We start from the raw sequence: 19,057 nt of genomic DNA on the forward strand, positions 1-19,057 counted from the left end.
ATGTTGCAGGGATTTAAAAGGATTTTATTCGAACAAAAATACATTGTTCTGGCTTCCATATTACTGTTCTTCGGTATTTATGGACTGAATCATTATTTCCCTATTACCCTCGATGATTGGACATACAGTATGACAGCCGAAGGCAATAGAGTCGGTTTCTCTGACATTATTCCGTATCAATATGTTCATTACTTCAAGTGGGGAGGACGTTCAGTTGTTCATGCGATAGCTCAGTTTATGCTTGCTGCAGGTGTTTTCTGGGGTGATATCATCAATAGCATTGGGTATATAGTATTAGTTGTAACAATCTATTATATAGCAAATAAGGGAAACAAGAGTAATTTGTCACTTTTTGTTGGAATAAATCTGTTGATATGGTTTCTTACACCTGCATTGATCGAAAATGTTTTTTGGATTACGGGGAGTGCAAATTATATGTGGGGAACCTTACTCATCCTGTTGTTTCTATCTTTCTATTGCTCTGCTTATCTTGCAGGAAAGTCTAACGATAGTTGGATAAAAGCCTGTGCAATGTTTTTGCTTGGTATTATCGCCGGATGGACAAATGAGAATATGGCTGTGGCGATGATTTTCTTTGTTATATGCTTAATTATGTTAGCGAAAAAAGAAAAGCAAACGCTACACAAATGGATGATATTAGGGCTTATAGGAGCTATTGTAGGGTGTGCTTTTATGCTGTTAGCGCCGGGTAATTATATAAGAAATGCAGGAGAACTTAGCAACCTGAATTCGGGAGGCACTGAACCTATATACATGTTTTATGTTTATAGGTTTACAAGCATTTTGAAAATGTCTACTTGGTATGCACTTATTCCAACAGTTATATATGTAATCTTTTTATTTCTATATTTCAAATTCAAAAAGAAAGATAGTAATAAGAAGATACTGTTTTTGTCCTTGTTATTTGCCTTTACAGCAGGTGTGGGAACGTTGGCTATGACTGGTGCTCCAACTTTTCCTACTCGGGTGTGGTTTGCTATACTGATATTCCTGTTTATTGCTACAGGATTGTTATATGCCAATCTTGATTTTTCCATTTCTGTGATAAAGAAGTCTTTATACTCAATCATTGGAGTTGCTTCTTTAGTGTTTATTTATTCATATTGGCTAAGTCTCGAAGACTTTAAACGAATACATGGAATATGGGCAGAAAGAAATCGGATTGTGCTTGCTGAAAAACAAAAAGGAATAAAAGATATTATAATATATGGACGTTTTAATGCATCTGAATCGATATTGGTACGCCCTAAAACGGGAGATATTCCTTTAGATTCGATTGTGTGGATGCAGAATGCGTATGGAAATTATATGGGTGTAAACTCAGTTAAAATTTTTGATTTAGAAAATAAATAAATTGATGCAAAATATACAAGATATATTGAAAGAGAGGATACTTATCCTTGATGGTGCTATGGGGAGCCTTATTCAGCAGTATAAACTGAAAGAAGAGGATTTCAGGGGCGAGCGCTTTTGTGATAGCGCAATATTACAAAAAGGGAATAATGATCTGCTAAATCTCACACGTCCCGATATAATAGAAGAAATTCATCGAAAGTATCTGGATGCGGGAGCTGATATTATTGAAACAAATACATTCAATGCAACAGCTATATCCTTAGAGGACTATAACATGTCGCATCTGGCGAAAGAAATAAACAGAGAGGCAGCGAAAATAGCAAAAAAAGCTGCTATAGATTATACAAACCTCAATCCCGATAAACCTCGTTTTGTTGCGGGTTCTATTGGGCCAACCAATAAAACAGCATCAATGAGTCCTAAGGTTGAAAATCCGATCTATCGTGCTGTTACTTTTGACGACTTGTCTTCTGCTTATAAGGAACAGATAGAGGGGCTTGCGGATGGCGGTGTCGATCTATTGCTTATAGAAACGATATTTGATACACTAAATGCAAAGGCTGCCTTATTCGCAGCCGAAGAGGTTCGCAAAGAAAGAAATATTGAGTTGCCGATAATGATATCTGTGACTTTATCAGATAAAGCAGGACGTACATTATCAGGGCAAACAATAGGAGGATTTTTGGCATCGGTCAATCATATAGACTATCTTTCGGTCGGGCTTAATTGCTCTTTTGGAGCATCGGATATGAAGCCATTCTTAAAAGAATTGGCTCGAATGGCTCCAAGTTTTATATCAGCGTATCCAAATGCCGGATTGCCAAACCAGTTTGGAGAATATGACCAGACACCTGATATAATGGCTGAGCAAATCAGCGAATTCATCGGAGAAGGATTAGTAAATATTATTGGTGGTTGTTGTGGTACGACACCCGAGCATATTGCAAAATATGCTGATTTGGTGAAGGATTCAAAACCTCACAAACCAGCTGAGAAGCCAAAATATATGTGGCTCTCAGGTTTGGAGTTGCTAGAGGCTAAGCCTGAAATTAATTTTATCAATATAGGAGAACGTCTCAATGTTGCAGGTTCTCGCAAGTTTCTTCGCCTGATAAAGGAAGAGAAATATGAAGAGGCTCTAACTATTGCTCATAAGCAAGTAGAAGATGGAGCACAGGTACTCGATGTGAATATGGATGAAGGGTTGCTTGATGGAGTAAAAGAAATGACTACTTTCCTCAACCTGATGGCCTCCGATCCTGATGTTTCTCGTATTCCTGTGATGATCGACTCCTCTAAGTGGGAAGTGTTGGAAGCCGGTCTGAAATGTGTACAAGGGAAGGCTATTGTAAATTCAATATCGCTGAAAGGAGGGGAGGAAGAATTTCTTCGTCACGCTCGTCTTGTCCGACAATATGGAGCAGCAGTTATTATAATGGCTTTTGATGAAACAGGACAAGCTGATACATTCTCCCGTAGAATCGAAATCTGTGAGAGAGCATACAAGTTGTTGATAAATGACGGATTCGATCCGCTTGATATAATATTCGACCCTAATATTTTGGCTATAGCTACCGGCATAGAAGAACACCGTAATTATGCTGTTGATTTCCTAGAAACTATTACATGGATAAAGAAAAACCTTCCGCATGCAAAAATTAGTGGAGGGGTAAGTAATTTATCTTTCTCTTTCCGAGGCAACGACTATGTTCGTGAAACGATGCATGCCGTATTCCTCTATTATGCTATTCAGAGGGGTATGGATATGGGAATTGTTAATCCGGGACAATCAGTGGTGTATGATGATATTCCACTCGAACTTAAAAATCTGGTAGAAGATGTGATCTTTAACCGTAGACCGGAAGCTACTGACGAACTTATCGAATATGCGGAACGCATTAAAAATGAAAAGACCGGACAGACTGAACAAAAAGTGGAAGAGTGGAGATCATTCCCGCTTGAAGAACGTATTCAGTACTCATTAATAAAGGGTATTAGCGATCACTTGGAAGAAGACTTGGAAGAAGCTCTCAAAGTATATCCTAAGGCTGTGGATATAATTGATAAGCCTCTCATGGACGGTATGAACAAGGTCGGAGACCTGTTTGGCTCGGGTAAGATGTTCTTGCCGCAAGTGGTTAAAACAGCTCGCACAATGAAACGTGCTGTGGCCATTCTTCAACCAACATTGGAAGCGCAGAAATCATCTTCGGCAGGGAGTAATAAAGCCGGAAAGCTTGTTATTGCGACTGTGAAAGGCGATGTACATGATATCGGTAAAAACATCGTAGCTATAATTCTTGCATGTAATAATTATGAAGTTATAGACTTAGGGGTTATGACTCCTCCTGAGGTTATTATCCAAAAAGTAAAAGAAGAGCAGCCGGATATTCTTTGTCTAAGCGGACTGATTACGCCATCGCTGGAAGAAATGAGCATTGTTGCCCATGAAATGGAAAAGGCAGGATTTTCTATTCCATTAATGATTGGCGGTGCAACAACATCTAAGCTGCATACTGCAATAAAGATAGATCCTAAGTACAATAATGGGTCGGTAGTGTATGTAAAAGATGCATCCCAGGCTCCTGCTGCTGTAAGTAAATTAATAAATCCGAATACAAAAGAAAATTATATAAACGAAGTAAAACAGGAATATTCTCAATTAAGAGATAATGCCGGAGATAAGAAGGCTGACCTGTTACCTTTGGCTGATGTTTTAGATAAAGGAATGCCAGTAGACTGGTCTGGATATACAACACCGGAGCCCATAGTAAAAGGGCGACAGGTTTTGAAGCGTATTCCGGTGGATGAGATAGTTCCGTATATCGACTGGAAGTTCTTCTTCCATTCTTGGAATTTATCGGCTCGTTATGCATCTGTGCAGCATATTGATGATTGTTCTTCGTGTGGTACAACATGGTTGAATTCTTTTCCCGAGCAGGAACGAGAAAAAGCAGCCGAAGGCATGCAGCTTTATAAAGATGCTAAGGCTTTGTTAGACCAATTGATATTTGAGAAAGTAGAGTATATAAATGCTGTTTTTGGTGTTTTTGAGGCATATAGCGAAAATGAAAGTCTCTACATCAATGACGTCTGTTTTCCGATGCTGCGTCAGCAAAAAAAGAATGACAGAGGAGAATATTTGTCTCTTTGCGATTTTGTTGCACCTAAATCATCAGGGAAGAAGGACTATGTAGGAGGTTTTACAGTAACTGCCGGAGTCGGCTCGAATGAATTGATGAGCGAATTCGAGCAGCAGGGTGACGAATACAAGGTTCTATTACTAAAATCAGTTTTAGACCGATTGGCAGAAGCCACAACCGAGTGGTTGCATGCAAAAATAAGAAGAGAGTATTGGGGCTTTGCTGCCGATGAAAATATTTCTGTAAATGATATGTTTACTCTTAAATATCAGGGTATTCGTCCGGCAGTAGGCTATCCGTCTATTCCCGATCAATCTATTAATTTTTTGTTGAATAATGACCTGCTACAATCGAAAGAAATAGGAGTAGAACTTACCGAAAATGGCGTTATGTTACCCAATGCTTCGGTAAGTGGAATAATCATATCTCATCCTAAATCTAAATATTTTAATATTGGAAATATTCTCGATGATCAGATGGAATCCTATGTTGAAAGAAGAGGAGAGGACGCAGAGGTTGTTCGCAAATTTTTAAGTGCGAATCTGATATAAATATAAAATAAGTGACAAAACAGGTAAATAAGAAATCTTCAATAAAGTGTTACTTTTGTCACTTTTCTGGAAAATAGAAATGATGATTATTTCTCATTCTAGAAATGTCTGATTCAGAAAAAAATAATATTATCACAATGGAATTTTTTGATCTTCTATCCTATAGCTTTTTTCAGAATGCTCTTCTAGGTAGTTTTTTTGCCTCTATTGCATGTGGAATTATAGGATCGTATGTTGTTATCCGCAGATTAGTTTTTATTAGTGGAGGGATAACACATGCTTCGCTCGGCGGTATTGGAATGGGCTTCTATTTTGGATGGAATCCAATTCTGTCTGCAATGATTTTTTCTATACTGTCGGCGTTTGGTATTGAGTGGCTTTCTTCAAGGCAGGGAGTTAGAGAAGATTCTGCTATTGGTTCATTCTGGTCTTTAGGGATGGCTGTTGGTATTATTTTTATCTATCTTAAGCCTGGGTTTGCACCTAACCTTTCTGATTATCTCTTTGGGAATATTTTAACTATAACAAAACCAGATATTGTGTATCTGGCTGTTTTATCATTGGTGCTTATCATTGTTTTCCTGCTTTTTGGGCGACAAATACTTTTTGCAGCATTCGATCCTGATTTTGCAAAGACACGCAATCTCTCTGTCAATCTGATTAAGTATGCGATGATGATGGGTATAGCAATAACAATCGTTTTGTCTATCCGTTTGGTTGGAATTGTTTTACTTATGTCTATATTGACGGTTCCTCAGATGACAGCTAATCTATTCACTTCTAATTTTGTGAAGATGATTTTGCTGTCTATTCTTATAGGGTTCTTGGGTTGTTTGGTCGGATTATTCCTTTCTGCTGTTTTGGATGTACCATCTGGTGTTTTTATTATTTTTACTCAGATAATAGTATTCCTTATATCCCGATGGATCGTCAAATTAATACATAAGAAACAATTAATCGGTTCTTTATAGGGGAACTGAGATAGATAATAAAGTAAACTAGAGTATCAGCCTTTTCCTATTATATCTTTCAGCGATATATTTTTTACACTCGATTTTCGGAAAAGCAGTGCGCTGATACATATTCCTATTGCCAAGGTGAATAAAAGAGACATTGTCAACATAAGATTGTGTGACATCTCTATGAGTATGCGAGGATTCTGTTCTACAATTGTTAGATCTGTAACCTTTATTCCGGCAAGCATCGTTTTATAAGCAAACATACCCGGTATCATCGTAATACAGGCCGGCATTGTAAATACAACAGGTGGACTGTCTACCTTATGCGCAGCAAAAATACCTATCAGTCCTATTAGTACAGACCCTGCCAGAGTTGCGGTTATTAACCCGAAATCGAGCTGAACCAAAATAAAACGAATACAATGTCCCATTCCTCCCAGCAGGCCGGCTACCCATAACAAACGTTTAGGTGAACCAAATAATATAGCCCAACAGAAGCCGACGATGAATGCAATGCCAAAGTCGCGTAGTATATTTATAATAGTAAGTTCTTCCATTTTTTTCTAAAAATTATTGATACCCATTAGTGTAATACATAAGGTCATTCCTGCGGCAATACAAAGCAAAATAAATCCTCCGAATAAGGCTCTGTTGATTGCAGACGAGAGGTAGCCTTCTATCAGGTCTATAACACAATTTATAAGAGGGACTCCGGGTATAAGATATAATACACCTGTAGCCATGGCAGCTTCGGGGTGTGCTCCGATTCCATATAGTCTTCCAAGCCCTGTAATCAGAGTGGTAACAAAAGCTGCTATCGAGATACAAATCATAGAGTTGAAATTCTTCTTAGAGAAGGCAACACGGACAAAATAACCTAAAAAAGCGGCAATAAAAGTAACCATAGCGTTCATCGAATCTCCTAATGAGAAAAGGCATAGGCCTGCGCATGAAAGTCCGACAGCTATAGCAACATATATATCTTTATAATATGGTTTAGCTTTGATTGCAGCAAATTCATTTTCAGCTTCAGTGATGGAAAGTTTCTCTTCTTTTACTTTCCACGACAAATGTGATATTTCAGTCAAAACAGCAAGGTGGACATTGTGAGGGGGCGAATTCTTAAATCTGGTGACTGTATTTGCTGGGTCGTTCATATCTTTTACTGTAATTAACAGTCCTTTGAACGTAGGATCTATATGCAGATCAAACTCCCATGTCGAAGCCATTCTCCCCAGATTACTATTGAGTCTTCCGCAGTGCGCTCCCGATGCAAGTAGATAAGTACCTATATCTAAAATGAGATCGGCTAAGCGTTGCGCTGGTATTTTTACTTTTTCTGTTGTATCTTTATACTCTAACATTCCAACCTTAATTTTACGACAAAGATATTAAAGAATATTTAATGTAGTAAACACTTATAATTGAGTTTATAAACGTGAATTTAATTTATAATAATATATAGCTTTAAATTAGTAATTTAAAAAGAAAACCATGTTTAAAAAGATTTGTTCAACCTTTTTTATATTATTATTCGTTTTTTCCATCAGTTCTTTTGCTCAGAAGAAACATACGTTTGAGATTAAGAATGGAGATTTTGTATATGACGGAAAACCGATAAGAATAATTTCAGGCGAAATGCATTATCCGCGTATTCCTCATCAATATTGGCGTCATCGTATGCAGATGCTGAAAGCAATGGGACTGAATGCTGTGGCTACTTATGTATTCTGGAATATACATGAACCCGAACCTGGTAAGTGGGATTTTACAGGAGATAAGAATCTTGCGGAATATATAAAAATAGCAGGTGAAGAAGGATTGATGGTGATACTTCGTCCCGGTCCGTATGTATGTGCTGAGTGGGAATTTGGAGGTTATCCTTGGTGGCTTCAGAATGTAGAGGGTTTGGAATTGAGACGTGATAACGAGCAATTTCTAAAGTATACCCAGTTATATATAAACAGATTGTATAAGGAAGTTGGAAACTTGCAAATAACTAAAGGTGGCTCTATTGTTATGGTGCAGGCAGAAAATGAGTTCGGATCTTATGTCTCCCAACGTAAAGATATTCCATTAGAAGAGCATCGCCGATACAATGCAAAAATCGTTCAGCAATTAAAAGATGCAGGTTTCGATGTTCCATCTTTTACTTCGGATGGAAGTTGGTTGTTTGAAGGAGGCGCTGTTCCAGGGGCTTTACCAACAGCAAATGGGGAAAGTAATATAGAGAATTTAAAGAAAGCCGTAGATAAGTATAATGGAGGACAAGGACCTTATATGGTTGCAGAGTTTTATCCCGGATGGCTTGCTCACTGGCTTGAACCTCATCCTCAGATAAGTGCTACAAGTATAGCCCGTCAAACAGAAAAGTATTTACAAAATAATGTGTCTATCAACTATTACATGGTGCATGGCGGAACTAATTTTGGTTTTACCAGTGGTGCTAACTATGATAAGAAACATGATATTCAGCCCGATCTCACTAGCTACGATTACGATGCACCTATAAGCGAAGCAGGATGGGTAACGCCAAAATATGACTCGCTTCGTAATGTAATTAAAAAATATGTCAATTACTCTTTGCCTAAGGTTCCCGCTGCTATACCTGTGATAGAGATTCCGTCTATTAAACTTGACAAGATAGCTACATTAGACGGATTGAACTCAAAAGTAGTGGAAAATAATAAACCTATGACTTTCGAGCAGTTGAATCAAGGTTATGGATATGTTTTATATAAAAAGCACTTCAATCAGCCAATAAGCGGTACACTGAAGATAAATGGTTTGCGCGATTATGCTATTATATATGCAAATGATGAAAAGGTAGGGGAACTTAACCGATATTTTAATCAAGATTCTATAGATGTTGACATTCCATTCAATTCTACGTTAGAAATCTTAGTAGAGAATATGGGACGTATCAATTACGGATCTGAGATTGTTCATAACACAAAAGGAATCATCAGCCCTGTTGTAATAAACGGAATGGAGATAGAAGGTGATTGGCAAATGTATCAGATACCGATGGATGAAGCTCCTGATTTTAGTAAGATGCAACAATCAAGTGTATATAGTAATACAGAATCAGCTGCTAAACGTCTTCTGGGTGCTCCGGCTTTATATAAAGGTACATTCAATCTTACAGAAACTGGGGATACATTCCTCGATATGGAAGATTGGGGGAAAGGTATTGTCTTTATAAATGGTAAGAACATCGGGCGTTATTGGAATGTAGGTCCTCAACAAACGTTATATGTTCCCGGTGTATGGCTAAAAAAAGGACAAAATGAGATTGTAATTTTTGAACAACAGCATGATAAGCATCACGCAGAAGTAAGAACAACAAAAGTTCCTGTGTTGACAAATCTTAAGCTGCCTCAATAAGGTAACTACTATAGAATGAAAGGGTGAGAAATCACCCTTTCTTACTTTTTTACTCAATAGACATTTGCGTCATAAAAATCTCCTGTAGTATATCTAGCTCTTTCTTATAGATTGTCTTCTTGCGTTGGGCAAAATATAATATGTTCTCGAGAGGCGTATACCCTTCCCATACCAGTTGGATATTACCATCTTCTAATTCCTTTTTTGCTAAAAAGTCCGGTATAATGGCAAATCCTTCTTTGCCTGAGATACAACGTATAATAGAGCTTATATTGGGTACAATATAATTCGGTTTAAAGTCCGGCCTTTTTTTGAAATTATGTAGCCAAAAATTTCGCAAATGTTCCATATCTCCCGTTGTGCCAAACCATGTTTGTTTATTTAACCAATCTTCTGCTTTTTCAGGTTTTTGCATCACCTTATAGAATTCCGTAATATTGCTTTTCGATCCCGCTATTAATGTAATTTTTTCTTTCGAAAATGGAATATACTGTATATTAAATGATTCATCTTTTTGGGGTGATATCACAAAATCCAGTAAACCTTTATCCAGATCATTCAACATATCCTGATATATACCGAATTTTGATATGAGGTTAAATGGAAGTTCACTTATAAAAGGCTCCAGTACGTGTTGGAATGTTTCAAAACACATGCCAATACTAATACTTGATTTGCCTGAATCAGCATTCCTGTAAAAATGTTTTTCTGCTTCCTCCAGTTTTTTTACGGCATCCACAATTGAGTTATAGAGCATGTTGCCATGTTCGGTGGGTAGCATCTTCCGTGTTCCTCTGTCAAACAATTTATTTCCGATATGTGCCTCTAAAGAATTCAGATGCAGACTTACTCCGGGTTGTGATATATATAACTTATTCGCTGCTGATGTGAGGGAACCGCTTTCATATATTGCTTTAAAGGTTCGAAACCATTCAAAATTTACCACTTTATTTTGTTATTATAATTATAATACAAATATATAATTTATATTATTTTACTGATTAATAAAAAGGCTTTATTTTTGTAATACTAAATATTAAAACGTAAGAATAAGCATGAAGAAAATATTTGTAATAAATGGAGCTCCTAAATTTGCCCATTCGGGCGGAGAATTTAATAAGACATTGTCAGATTGGACTGTAGATTACTTTAAAGATAAAGATTATGATGTGAAATATACTGATATCAATGATGAATATAATCTATCTGATGAAGTTGAAAAGTTTGTATGGGCAGATGTTATTGTATACCATACCCCTATTTGGTGGTTTCAGATTCCGAATGATTTTAAACGATACATTGACGAGGTCTTTACCGAAGGTCATCAAAAAGGGATTTATTTTAGCGATGGTAGGCGCTCGGCTAATCCCACCCGCAATTATGGTACGGGAGGTTCATTGCAAGGACGTAAGTATATGCTTACTACGACATGGAATGCTCCTTTAGAGGCATTTACTATCGAAGGTGAGTTTTTTAAGCAACATAGTGTTGACGAAGGTGTTATGTTCGGATTTCATCGGATGAATGCTTTTGTTGGAATGGATCCTGTAAAGAGTTTTCACTTCTATGACGTGATGAAGAACCCCAATATAAAACAATCTCAAGAAAATTATGTAAGACATTTGAATGATGTATTCTAAATGTTATTTTCTGCCCTAAGATTAATTAACGGTACTTATATAGAAAAAGGATAGTAATTTTTTTTACTATCCTTTTTTATTTTCAAAGAAACGGAATCTTATTCAGATTTTTGAACTTCTTGTATTATTTCCATACCTTTCATTATTGCCTGCTCATTCATTGGCAGTAAACCATGGTGACGTTCCGGTAAAGATTTTTTCAATCCTTTCATAACGTTTTCGAGTTTTACCATTGGGCTTACTTTCAATAATCCACCTAGAACAATCATATTGAATGCTTTCGTATTTTTCATCAATATAGCTGTATCCACAGCTTCAACTTTATAGATATTGATATCCTTACGTGTTGGTGGATGTTGAAATCCGTTCGGGTCATAAATTAATATTCCTCCCGGTTTTACATGCGATTCGAATTTGTCCAATGACGGCTGATTTAAAATAATCGCAATATCAAACTCATTCACTATCGGCGAGCTGATGGGGCTGTCGCTCAATATTACAGTCACGTTAGCTGTACCTCCACGTTGCTCCGGTCCGTAAGAAGGGAACCATGAAACTTCTTTATCTTCCATCAGACCTGAATAAGCAAGGATTTTACCCATCGATAATACACCTTGTCCTCCAAAACCTGCTATAATTATTTCTTGTGTCATGTTTCTTTGTTTAAATATTTTTCAAATCGCCTAATGGATATGCAGGAAACATATTTTCTACCATCCAATCGTTAGCTGCCTGAGGAGACATTTTCCATCCTGCATTACATGTAGATACAATTTCTACAATAGATGTTCCTTTATTCTCCATCGAGTTTTCGAACGCTTTGCGTATCATGCGTTTTGCTTTCTTTACAGAGGCTGCCGTATGAACGCTCTGACGAGTAGCCAGACAAACACCTTGTAACTGAGCTAACAAATCGAGAATCTTGAGAGGGTATCCACTCTCGTGAGTATCGCGTCCGTTAGGAGATGTTGATGTTATCATTTGGCTAAGGGTTGTTGGAGCCATTTGTCCTCCGGTCATGCCATAGATTCCGTTATTAATAAAGATTATAGCAATATTTTCACCTCTATTTGCCGCATGTATCGTTTCACCAGTACCAATGGCAGCTAAGTCTCCGTCTCCCTGATATGTAAATACCATTTTATCGGGATTCAGTCGTTTTGCTGCTGTAGCCAGTGCCGGAGCACGTCCGTGTGCAGCTTCCTGCCAGTCGATATCCAAATAGTTGTATGCAAACACAGCACAACCAACCGGAGCTATACCGATTGTTTTATCACGCAATTCCATATCATCAATAACCTCAGCTATCAACTTATGAACTACACCATGTGAACAACCCGGGCAGTAATGCATGTCCACATCGTTCATCAACGCAGGCTTGGCATATACTAGGTTAGCCGGATCTATAATATTTGTACTCATAATTGTTTAAACTTTGAATTTTAAGGTCTCAGACCTACTTACTATTCTCGCAAATGCGATAAACACTTGCCTATCTTAATATCGTTTTTCAACAGTCAAATTTATTCTGCAAGGCGTCTACTACTTCGCTTGGAGTAGGAACAATTCCACCCAAACGTCCGTAATGTTCAACCTTTACTTTACCGTTTACAGCCAAACGAACATCCTCAACCATCTGTCCGGCGTTCATTTCCACTGTAAGCATTCCTTTTACCTTTGTTGAATATTTGTCAATCTCCTTCGATGGGAACGGCCACAAAGTTATTGGACGTATAAGACCCACCTTTATTCCTTGAGCACGTGCTATCTCCATTGCTTTTTGGCATATACGGGCAGCAGACCCGAAAGCAACAAGTATATAATCTGCATCTTCGCAGTTTACCTCCTGATGCAAACAAACATCTTTCTCTATCTTCTTAAACTTAGCTTGAAAACGGAGGTTATTTATCTCCATCTTATACGGATCAAGTTCCAGCGAAGTTATTACATTCGGTTTTCTATCAGCTGGTTTTCCTAGGGTAGCCCAAGGACATTGTTCGCGTATCTCTTTTTCGGTTCTTCTGCGTTTAAATTCCGGAAGTTTTACCTTTTCCATCATTTGCCCGATAACACCATCGGTAAGTATCATAGCCGGTGTTTGATATTTGAATGCGAGATCGAATCCCAATGCAACAAAGTCCACCATTTCTTGTACCGATGCAGGAGCAAGAGTTATCAGGTTATAATCGCCATGCCCTCCTCCTTTTACAGTTTGGAAATAATCGGCTTGCGATGGCTGTATTGTACCCAATCCGGGTCCTCCACGCATAACATTCACTAACAAACAAGGCAATTCGGCTCCGGCAAGATAAGACACCCCTTCGAGCATTAAACTCATACCCGGACTTGAAGATGAGGTCATCACGGCTTTGCCACATCCGGCTCCCCCGTAAACCATATTTATAGATGCTATTTCGCTTTCAGCCTGAAGTACAACCATACCGGTAGTATTCCACGGTGCTTCGGCCATCAACGTTTCCATTATCTCCGATTGAGGAGTAATAGGATAGCCAAAATATCCGTCTGTCCCATATCTAATTGCAGCATGAGCTATGGCTTCATTGCCTTTCATTAAAACTATTTCTTCTGACATAATTTTTGGTTAATTAAAAAAACGAATCTACTAAGCGAAAAAGCTGTATTGATTCGTCATCATTTATTCAAATTTTTTCTTGTAGACTGTGAGACATCCGTCAGGACATACATAACCACAATTGGCACAACCTATACAAGCATCTGGATTTTTCATGTAAACGTAGTGATAACCCCGGCTGTTAACTTCACGAGGTTGAAGTTCTAAAACATCACAAGGACATGAAACCACACAGAGGTCACAGCCCTTACAACGTTCTTCGTTTACAACTACTGTTCCTTTTATTTTGGCCATTTTTTCTTTATAATAATTTTTTTAGTAATCGCTAACTATAATAAAGTTCTCATTTGATCCCCACGCAAAGGTAGAGGTTATTCTTATTATATTCCTTTTTTTTATGAATAAAGATGTTAAAAAAAAGATGTCTTAAAACATATTGAGATAGCATTTTATCATACAAGATCTGATAATCCATGTCTTTAGAGATGTTTAATCTTTATTTAGTGAGGCTACCGGTTGTTATGCTTACTATTTGTATTAAATCCAGCGGATTTAACTGAATTTGTAAACCTCTTTTTCCGGCACTTATGTAAATATATTCGAACACTTCATAAGATTTATCGATATAGGTCGGAAACAATTTTTTCATACCAATAGGAGAACAAGCGCCTCTTATATATCCTGTGATATTAAGAAGCTCTTTCATCGGTATCATATCACAACTCTTATTTCCTGAGATTTTAGCAGCTGCTTTCAAATCGAGCTCTTCAGCTCCGGGTATAATACAAACAAAATAACCGGACTTATCTCCTTTCAGTACCAGTGTTTTAAAAACCTGCTCAACGGGCTCGTGTAACTGTTCGGCGACATGTATGGCACTAAGATCGGACTCGTCGACCTGATATGGAATAAGCTTATATTCTATTTTCTCTTTATCCAAAAGCCGGACGGCGTTTGTTTTATCAATCTTCATTTCTACTTATTTTTCTGCAAATAAAACAACTAAACGCGATAGATGTTTACAAAGTATGTTTTGTACTCATATTAATTGCCCTTATTGCTTTCTCATATATTAAGTTCAGAAAGAAAAAATACAGCACTAAGATTGGAGAAAAGCACTGATTTTGTCAAACGTAAATCTGAATTGCTCGTCTACTTCATCTGCGATTTTTGGTAGTGCAGGGAATGGATCTTCATGTATATATTTGTATGGATAATCCAGAATTTCGATATTGATCGGGATATCCCTGCGTGAACCTTGCAGTGTATTTATCACTTCATAGGCCGGAACAACTTCATCTTTTGCCAATGTTATAGCATAGAATTGATGGCTCATTTTCCTGAATACTTCCTCTCGGCATTCTGTCAGTACTCTATAATTCAGCATGCTTCTGAAGTTGTTGCCTTCCGGATGTGTATGCATATAATGACGAAGCACTTCGTCGCGCTTCATGTGGCTATCCAGATGTTCTACGACATAGGAATAAAGACTTACATTGGCTTCACTGTCGAGTATAAATTTTGAGACGGGTGATAGCCTGTTGAATACTGCTCCTCCACAAAAAGTAGCATACTTGGAGTTAGAGAAATGCCCGTCTTTGTTACTCATCATCAGTATTTCGCCTAGGAATGTACCTATAGAATATGAAAAGAAATCGATAGAAGCATCCTTATCTATAGCGGGATGTAGTCCTTCCTTGAAATTCTCTACAAAGTCGATTACATCATAGTAAGTTTGCAACCCCGACCAAATAAAACGTTGAGGCTTATTATGCAAACGTGTACTGATGGCTACATTGGATAAACTGGAACAGATAACATCGGGGTGGCGCATTTTTCGTTGCTCGCTTACTCTGTACATTTCACGCGTACTACTCCAAACCGCAGGAGCACGATTCATATGAAATGCTATAGGGAACATAACTATTGATTTACCCGTTTTGTCGACTATATGCTTAGCCCACGGTAAATATTTATACCAGGTTTTCTCATTAAAGCCGTGAAACATGAGTATAATGCCTTTCGCTTTCGTTTCTTTTTTAGGCATTATCATGTGATATCTGAACTTGATATTCTCTAATATTTCAGCGTCTCTCTTGTTCAACATTTCCTGAATCACATCGGGTTCATAATCTTCAGGTACACTCGGTATAAATTCATAATCATCGTTATTGCCCAATCCTCCGGGAAGGATAAAACGATAATTGGAGTCGAAGGTAAAGTTACGCATTACCAAATTTTGATCTATCTCGATCTCACTATCTGTATAGTTTTCGATCTTCTTTAGATGATTAAAAAGGTCTATGTACTTCATTTTATTTTTATTTTTCTACCAGTAATTGATGTCCTATTCTACAAAACAAACATTTGCGAAGTTCGCAATATTCTCTCTTCAGTTGAATCATAGCCTGTGAGTCGGCTGCACTGTTTAATGGCATTTTCAATTTTGCAAAAAGCTTGGTTATACTATTTTGTTCAGGTTTTAGCATTTCCAAAAACTTTAGAGCCCGTTCGCAAAGGGTTTCATTGTCTATACTTTTCCCATATATAAATAATATCGGAGCTACGGTATTGATCAGTAAAATGTCGAGAGACGAATCACCTAGATATTTAGACTTGCGTTCCGATGTTACTCCAAATGCGTAATGGGTTTGCCAATACTCAGAGACATTGACATGAAACATCAGCCGGATACGTCCGATATCATCACAAGCTGTAATTTTAGAAAATAATCCATGTGAACTATGCAACAAAGAAGCCAGTTGGGCAATTCTTATCTGAGGAAAAGCCGTAGGCCGTGATCTCATACTTTTGAATATATATGAATCTAACGGTTTCAGATCATATTTATTTTTCAGAAACTCATATTCTTTTTTCAACAAAGAGAAGTAATCGTCTTGAACTTTCACATTATCAAGCATACCTGCCTGTCCGAATAAAAGAGCTTCTATTTGAATAATATTGTCTCCTTGTTTTTGAATGCACCTCAATGGCAGACTAAGCGCTAATCGCTCAAAAGAGTCGGAGTTGAGACCAAATCCAAAATTTCTGGTAAGCAGCACATAAAAAGCATCTTCCCACGAGTTCTGGAAACTCTTAAGCAAGCTTTCTATATGGTTTGCTTTTCTTTCGAGACGCTCTATCAGTAACGTATTCATCCACGAGTTGAGGTGGAAAGGCGGAACGTTTCCTATATAGTTGCGGCACGGAATATCCGTATTGGAATGAATCAGAAAATCATAGTTCTCTTTTATATGCTGCGGATACGTTATCTCGCATTGGATAACAGATTGTCCCAGTTCATTAAATACTTCACAATTAGCCTTCTCTACTACATGAAGTATCACCGAATTATAGCTTTTGTTTTTATGATGGTTATGTGCTTTCCATTGATCTGAGCTTGTATGTATTTCTATATTTCCTGCCCATAGTTCACCATCTATTTTTATTTTAGCATTAAAATAGTCGGGACCCTCATTCGTATTTGGCAAGCCTACGTCTAAAACTTCTATCTGACGACCATCAGTCGTTTTGAGTTCTTTCTGATAGAGTTTGAATTTCCAGATGTAGTGTAAAATGTCTTCCATAAGTTAAGTGTTAGGTTATTGATCATAATCCGGTAATACCCATTTTTTTCATCAGAAAGCTTGCGTTCATATTTTGAGCTACTCCTTCTCTGATTTTGTAGGTAAATGAGAGATGATCATCTTTAATATCCGCCTCAAAGCGGTAATTCTTTATAGCATCGGGAAACTCTTTTTCAAGGTCGCCCAACAATAAATCGTGCGTAGCAATGATACCATTTGTCCTTAGTGACACCAATTGTTTCATCAAAGCTATAGAGCCTTTTTGCTTATCTTCCGAGTTGGTGCCTTTCAGTATCTCGTCGAGGATAATAAACAATGGTTCGCCCGATTGTAGACGGTCGATTATCATTTTGAGACGCTTAAGTTCTGCAAAAAAGTAAGATTCGTTGTCTGTAAGCGAATCGGAGGTGCGAAGATTGGTAACAAGCTTGTATGGATAGAATTTCAATGAAGAGGCACACACCGGAGCACCAGCGCAAGCCAGCATGAGGTTTATGCCTACGGTTCGCAAGTATGTACTTTTTCCTGCCATGTTTGCTCCTGTAACTACAAGGAAAAAGGGATGGCTTTCTATTGTTACATCGTTGCTTACGCACACCTTCCGATTGAGCATCGGGTGACCAAGGTTTTTACCTTCCAATATATATGTTTCAGATGCCTCGGGATAAATATAATCGGGATGGTTGTAAGTATATACAGCAAAAGACACCAGACTGTCAAACTCTGCCAAAACTTTTAACCAGCTTCCGATATTTTCTTGATGGCGGCTTATCCACTTTTCAATCTTTATTGAATAAATAATATTCCAGAAGAAAATGGGATTGAGAAGAAGCAACCCCAAGACATTGGATGACTGATCGAGGTTGTTGCTATATGATTTTAGCTGATGGATAGCTAGTGAGGCAAGTTCCCCTTCTTTAATTTTATTTTGTAATTCGATTAATAATGGTGATTTAAACTCTTCGGTCTCTATTATTTCAAATAGGCTTGAGTATGTTTGTAGGGTCTCTATTTTCTTCTCAAAAAAGCTCATCTTCAGCCGAATGTCTTTCATCGGAGTAAGGCTTGCTATAAAGAAAATAGTCCAACAAGATCCTAGTATTGCAATAGGCATCAATCCTAAGGAACTTAGGACAATAGATAGGCCAAATAGAACCGGTGCGATATATACAAAGTATCGCCAATAGCTTTCAGATAATAAGCGAGTTTGCATAAATTGACGGGAGAAGTGATCTATATCCAGTCCCTCGGTTTCGCTCATCTGTCCTGTTGCTCTCAGGTGGTTGAGTAGCCGTGGGTTACGACTCAATTCTTTTACGGCTTCTTGATGTGCAATAATATCATCTTTTTTCTCAAAGGGCTTTAGCAGGGAGTCTGCTAGTTTGTTCTTGCCACAAGAAGTAACAGTACGGTTTATAGACTGAAAGAATGAGTGATTTCCAAATAAGTCGAGATCTACACTATAGCTATGGCTGCCATTAGCCTTTTCAGGTGCTCCATCGAAAGCTGAAAAATCATAATCGATACCTTTCAGCTCACCTTCGGCATTCTTAATCAATAATTCACAATATCTTTTTTTGAGAAATAGTTTGTTGTGATATTTTAGCAGATAGAGAAAGATGACGACTGTTATAAAAATAATAGAAACAACGGCAACAGTATGTCCCCACATTACCCAGCAAAGGAGGATACATCCCAAGATAGTAACTAACCGCAAAGTTCCGATCTGAAAAATAGCACTTTTTAGTTTAGTCAGCTTTTCGTCTTCTCTTTTTATAAGATCCTTATATGATTCTTGTACTTCTTCTAGTGTCATTCGC

General features: G+C 37.7%; 16 protein-coding genes. 5 read left to right on the forward strand and 11 right to left on the reverse strand.

Annotated features, from left to right (window positions below):
* From E4T88_RS01870 to E4T88_RS01880, 3 genes are all read left to right on the forward strand, one after another.
* Positions 1-1,374 (forward strand): DUF3329 domain-containing protein, encoded by a 1,374-nt coding sequence (locus E4T88_RS01870; protein ID WP_135103786.1) that lies wholly within the window; start codon positions 1-3, stop codon positions 1,372-1,374.
* Positions 1,375-1,378: 4 nt separating this feature from the next.
* Positions 1,379-5,071 carry a methionine synthase gene (gene metH / locus E4T88_RS01875; protein WP_135103787.1) on the forward strand — a complete coding sequence of 1,231 codons (3,693 nt, stop codon included), beginning with the start codon at positions 1,379-1,381 and terminating at the stop codon, positions 5,069-5,071.
* Positions 5,072-5,208: 137 nt separating this feature from the next.
* Positions 5,209-6,042, forward strand: a complete 834-nt coding sequence (locus E4T88_RS01880) for a metal ABC transporter permease (RefSeq protein WP_135103788.1) — start codon at positions 5,209-5,211, stop codon at positions 6,040-6,042.
* A 35-nt stretch (positions 6,043-6,077) separates the two neighbouring features.
* Here E4T88_RS01880 and E4T88_RS01885 read toward each other — a convergent pair whose 3' ends face one another.
* Positions 6,078-6,587, reverse strand: coding sequence for a threonine/serine exporter family protein (locus tag E4T88_RS01885; RefSeq protein WP_006842391.1), 510 nt, complete (start codon positions 6,585-6,587; stop codon positions 6,078-6,080).
* Positions 6,588-6,593: 6 nt separating this feature from the next.
* Positions 6,594-7,394 (reverse strand): threonine/serine exporter family protein, encoded by an 801-nt coding sequence (locus tag E4T88_RS01890; RefSeq protein WP_135103789.1) that lies wholly within the window; start codon positions 7,392-7,394, stop codon positions 6,594-6,596.
* Positions 7,395-7,524: 130 nt separating this feature from the next.
* Between E4T88_RS01890 and E4T88_RS01895 the strand changes: the two genes are divergently transcribed.
* Complete coding sequence (locus E4T88_RS01895; protein WP_135103790.1) at positions 7,525-9,417, forward strand: glycoside hydrolase family 35 protein; 1,893 nt, start codon at positions 7,525-7,527, stop codon at positions 9,415-9,417.
* Between the two features lie 49 nt (positions 9,418-9,466).
* Here the strand turns inward: E4T88_RS01895 and E4T88_RS01900 are convergent, their stop codons facing one another.
* Positions 9,467-10,363, reverse strand: coding sequence for a LysR family transcriptional regulator (locus E4T88_RS01900; RefSeq protein ID WP_135103791.1), 897 nt, complete (start codon positions 10,361-10,363; stop codon positions 9,467-9,469).
* Positions 10,364-10,472: 109 nt separating this feature from the next.
* Between E4T88_RS01900 and E4T88_RS01905 the strand changes: the two genes are divergently transcribed.
* Positions 10,473-11,057 carry an NAD(P)H-dependent oxidoreductase gene (locus tag E4T88_RS01905; protein ID WP_135103792.1) on the forward strand — a complete coding sequence of 195 codons (585 nt, stop codon included), beginning with the start codon at positions 10,473-10,475 and terminating at the stop codon, positions 11,055-11,057.
* Positions 11,058-11,155: 98 nt separating this feature from the next.
* Here the strand turns inward: E4T88_RS01905 and E4T88_RS01910 are convergent, their stop codons facing one another.
* From E4T88_RS01910 to E4T88_RS01945, 8 genes are all read right to left on the reverse strand, one after another.
* Positions 11,156-11,710 carry a 2-oxoacid:ferredoxin oxidoreductase subunit gamma family protein gene (locus tag E4T88_RS01910; protein ID WP_006842394.1) on the reverse strand — a complete coding sequence of 185 codons (555 nt, stop codon included), beginning with the start codon at positions 11,708-11,710 and terminating at the stop codon, positions 11,156-11,158.
* A 10-nt stretch (positions 11,711-11,720) separates the two neighbouring features.
* The gene (locus tag E4T88_RS01915; protein WP_006842395.1) at positions 11,721-12,479 is read right to left on the reverse strand and encodes a thiamine pyrophosphate-dependent enzyme; all 759 of its coding nucleotides are present in this window, start codon (positions 12,477-12,479) and stop codon (positions 11,721-11,723) included.
* Positions 12,480-12,567: 88 nt separating this feature from the next.
* Complete coding sequence (locus tag E4T88_RS01920; protein ID WP_006842396.1) at positions 12,568-13,650, reverse strand: 3-methyl-2-oxobutanoate dehydrogenase subunit VorB; 1,083 nt, start codon at positions 13,648-13,650, stop codon at positions 12,568-12,570.
* 63 nt (positions 13,651-13,713) lie between these two features.
* Positions 13,714-13,944, reverse strand: coding sequence for a 4Fe-4S dicluster domain-containing protein (locus E4T88_RS01925; protein ID WP_006842397.1), 231 nt, complete (start codon positions 13,942-13,944; stop codon positions 13,714-13,716).
* 202 nt (positions 13,945-14,146) lie between these two features.
* Positions 14,147-14,623: a Cys-tRNA(Pro) deacylase gene (gene ybaK, locus E4T88_RS01930; protein WP_135103793.1), complete on the reverse strand. Its 477-nt coding sequence runs from the start codon at positions 14,621-14,623 to the stop codon at positions 14,147-14,149.
* Positions 14,624-14,749: 126 nt separating this feature from the next.
* On the reverse strand, positions 14,750-15,964 hold the full coding sequence (locus E4T88_RS01935; RefSeq protein ID WP_135103794.1) for a DUF6051 family protein: 1,215 nt from the start codon (positions 15,962-15,964) through the stop codon (positions 14,750-14,752).
* Positions 15,965-15,971: 7 nt separating this feature from the next.
* Positions 15,972-17,237 carry a DUF2851 family protein gene (locus E4T88_RS01940; RefSeq protein ID WP_135103795.1) on the reverse strand — a complete coding sequence of 422 codons (1,266 nt, stop codon included), beginning with the start codon at positions 17,235-17,237 and terminating at the stop codon, positions 15,972-15,974.
* 22 nt (positions 17,238-17,259) lie between these two features.
* Positions 17,260-19,053 (reverse strand): MutS-related protein, encoded by a 1,794-nt coding sequence (locus tag E4T88_RS01945; protein ID WP_135103796.1) that lies wholly within the window; start codon positions 19,051-19,053, stop codon positions 17,260-17,262.
* Between the last annotated feature and the right edge of the window lie 4 nt (positions 19,054-19,057).

This window comes from Dysgonomonas mossii (assembly GCF_004569505.1).
Taxonomy (GTDB): Bacteria; Bacteroidota; Bacteroidia; order Bacteroidales; family Dysgonomonadaceae; genus Dysgonomonas.

Bases quoted from the DNA above. Each gene is read 5' to 3' on its own strand.
- E4T88_RS01870 (WP_135103786.1), top strand. From the start codon at position 1: ATGTTGCAGGGATTTAAAAGGATTTTATTCGAACAAAAATACATTGTT.
- metH (WP_135103787.1), top strand. From the start codon at position 1,379: ATGCAAAATATACAAGATATATTGAAAGAGAGGATACTTATCCTTGAT.
- E4T88_RS01880 (WP_135103788.1), top strand. From the start codon at position 5,209: ATGGAATTTTTTGATCTTCTATCCTATAGCTTTTTTCAGAATGCTCTT.
- E4T88_RS01885 (WP_006842391.1), bottom strand. From the start codon at position 6,587: ATGGAAGAACTTACTATTATAAATATACTACGCGACTTTGGCATTGCA.
- E4T88_RS01890 (WP_135103789.1), bottom strand. From the start codon at position 7,394: ATGTTAGAGTATAAAGATACAACAGAAAAAGTAAAAATACCAGCGCAA.
- E4T88_RS01895 (WP_135103790.1), top strand. From the start codon at position 7,525: ATGTTTAAAAAGATTTGTTCAACCTTTTTTATATTATTATTCGTTTTT.
- E4T88_RS01905 (WP_135103792.1), top strand. From the start codon at position 10,473: ATGAAGAAAATATTTGTAATAAATGGAGCTCCTAAATTTGCCCATTCG.
- E4T88_RS01910 (WP_006842394.1), bottom strand. From the start codon at position 11,710: ATGACACAAGAAATAATTATAGCAGGTTTTGGAGGACAAGGTGTATTA.
- E4T88_RS01915 (WP_006842395.1), bottom strand. From the start codon at position 12,479: ATGAGTACAAATATTATAGATCCGGCTAACCTAGTATATGCCAAGCCT.
- E4T88_RS01920 (WP_006842396.1), bottom strand. From the start codon at position 13,650: ATGTCAGAAGAAATAGTTTTAATGAAAGGCAATGAAGCCATAGCTCAT.
- E4T88_RS01925 (WP_006842397.1), bottom strand. From the start codon at position 13,944: ATGGCCAAAATAAAAGGAACAGTAGTTGTAAACGAAGAACGTTGTAAG.
- ybaK (WP_135103793.1), bottom strand. From the start codon at position 14,623: ATGAAGATTGATAAAACAAACGCCGTCCGGCTTTTGGATAAAGAGAAA.
- E4T88_RS01935 (WP_135103794.1), bottom strand. From the start codon at position 15,964: ATGAAGTACATAGACCTTTTTAATCATCTAAAGAAGATCGAAAACTAT.
- E4T88_RS01940 (WP_135103795.1), bottom strand. From the start codon at position 17,237: ATGGAAGACATTTTACACTACATCTGGAAATTCAAACTCTATCAGAAA.
- E4T88_RS01945 (WP_135103796.1), bottom strand. From the start codon at position 19,053: ATGACACTAGAAGAAGTACAAGAATCATATAAGGATCTTATAAAAAGA.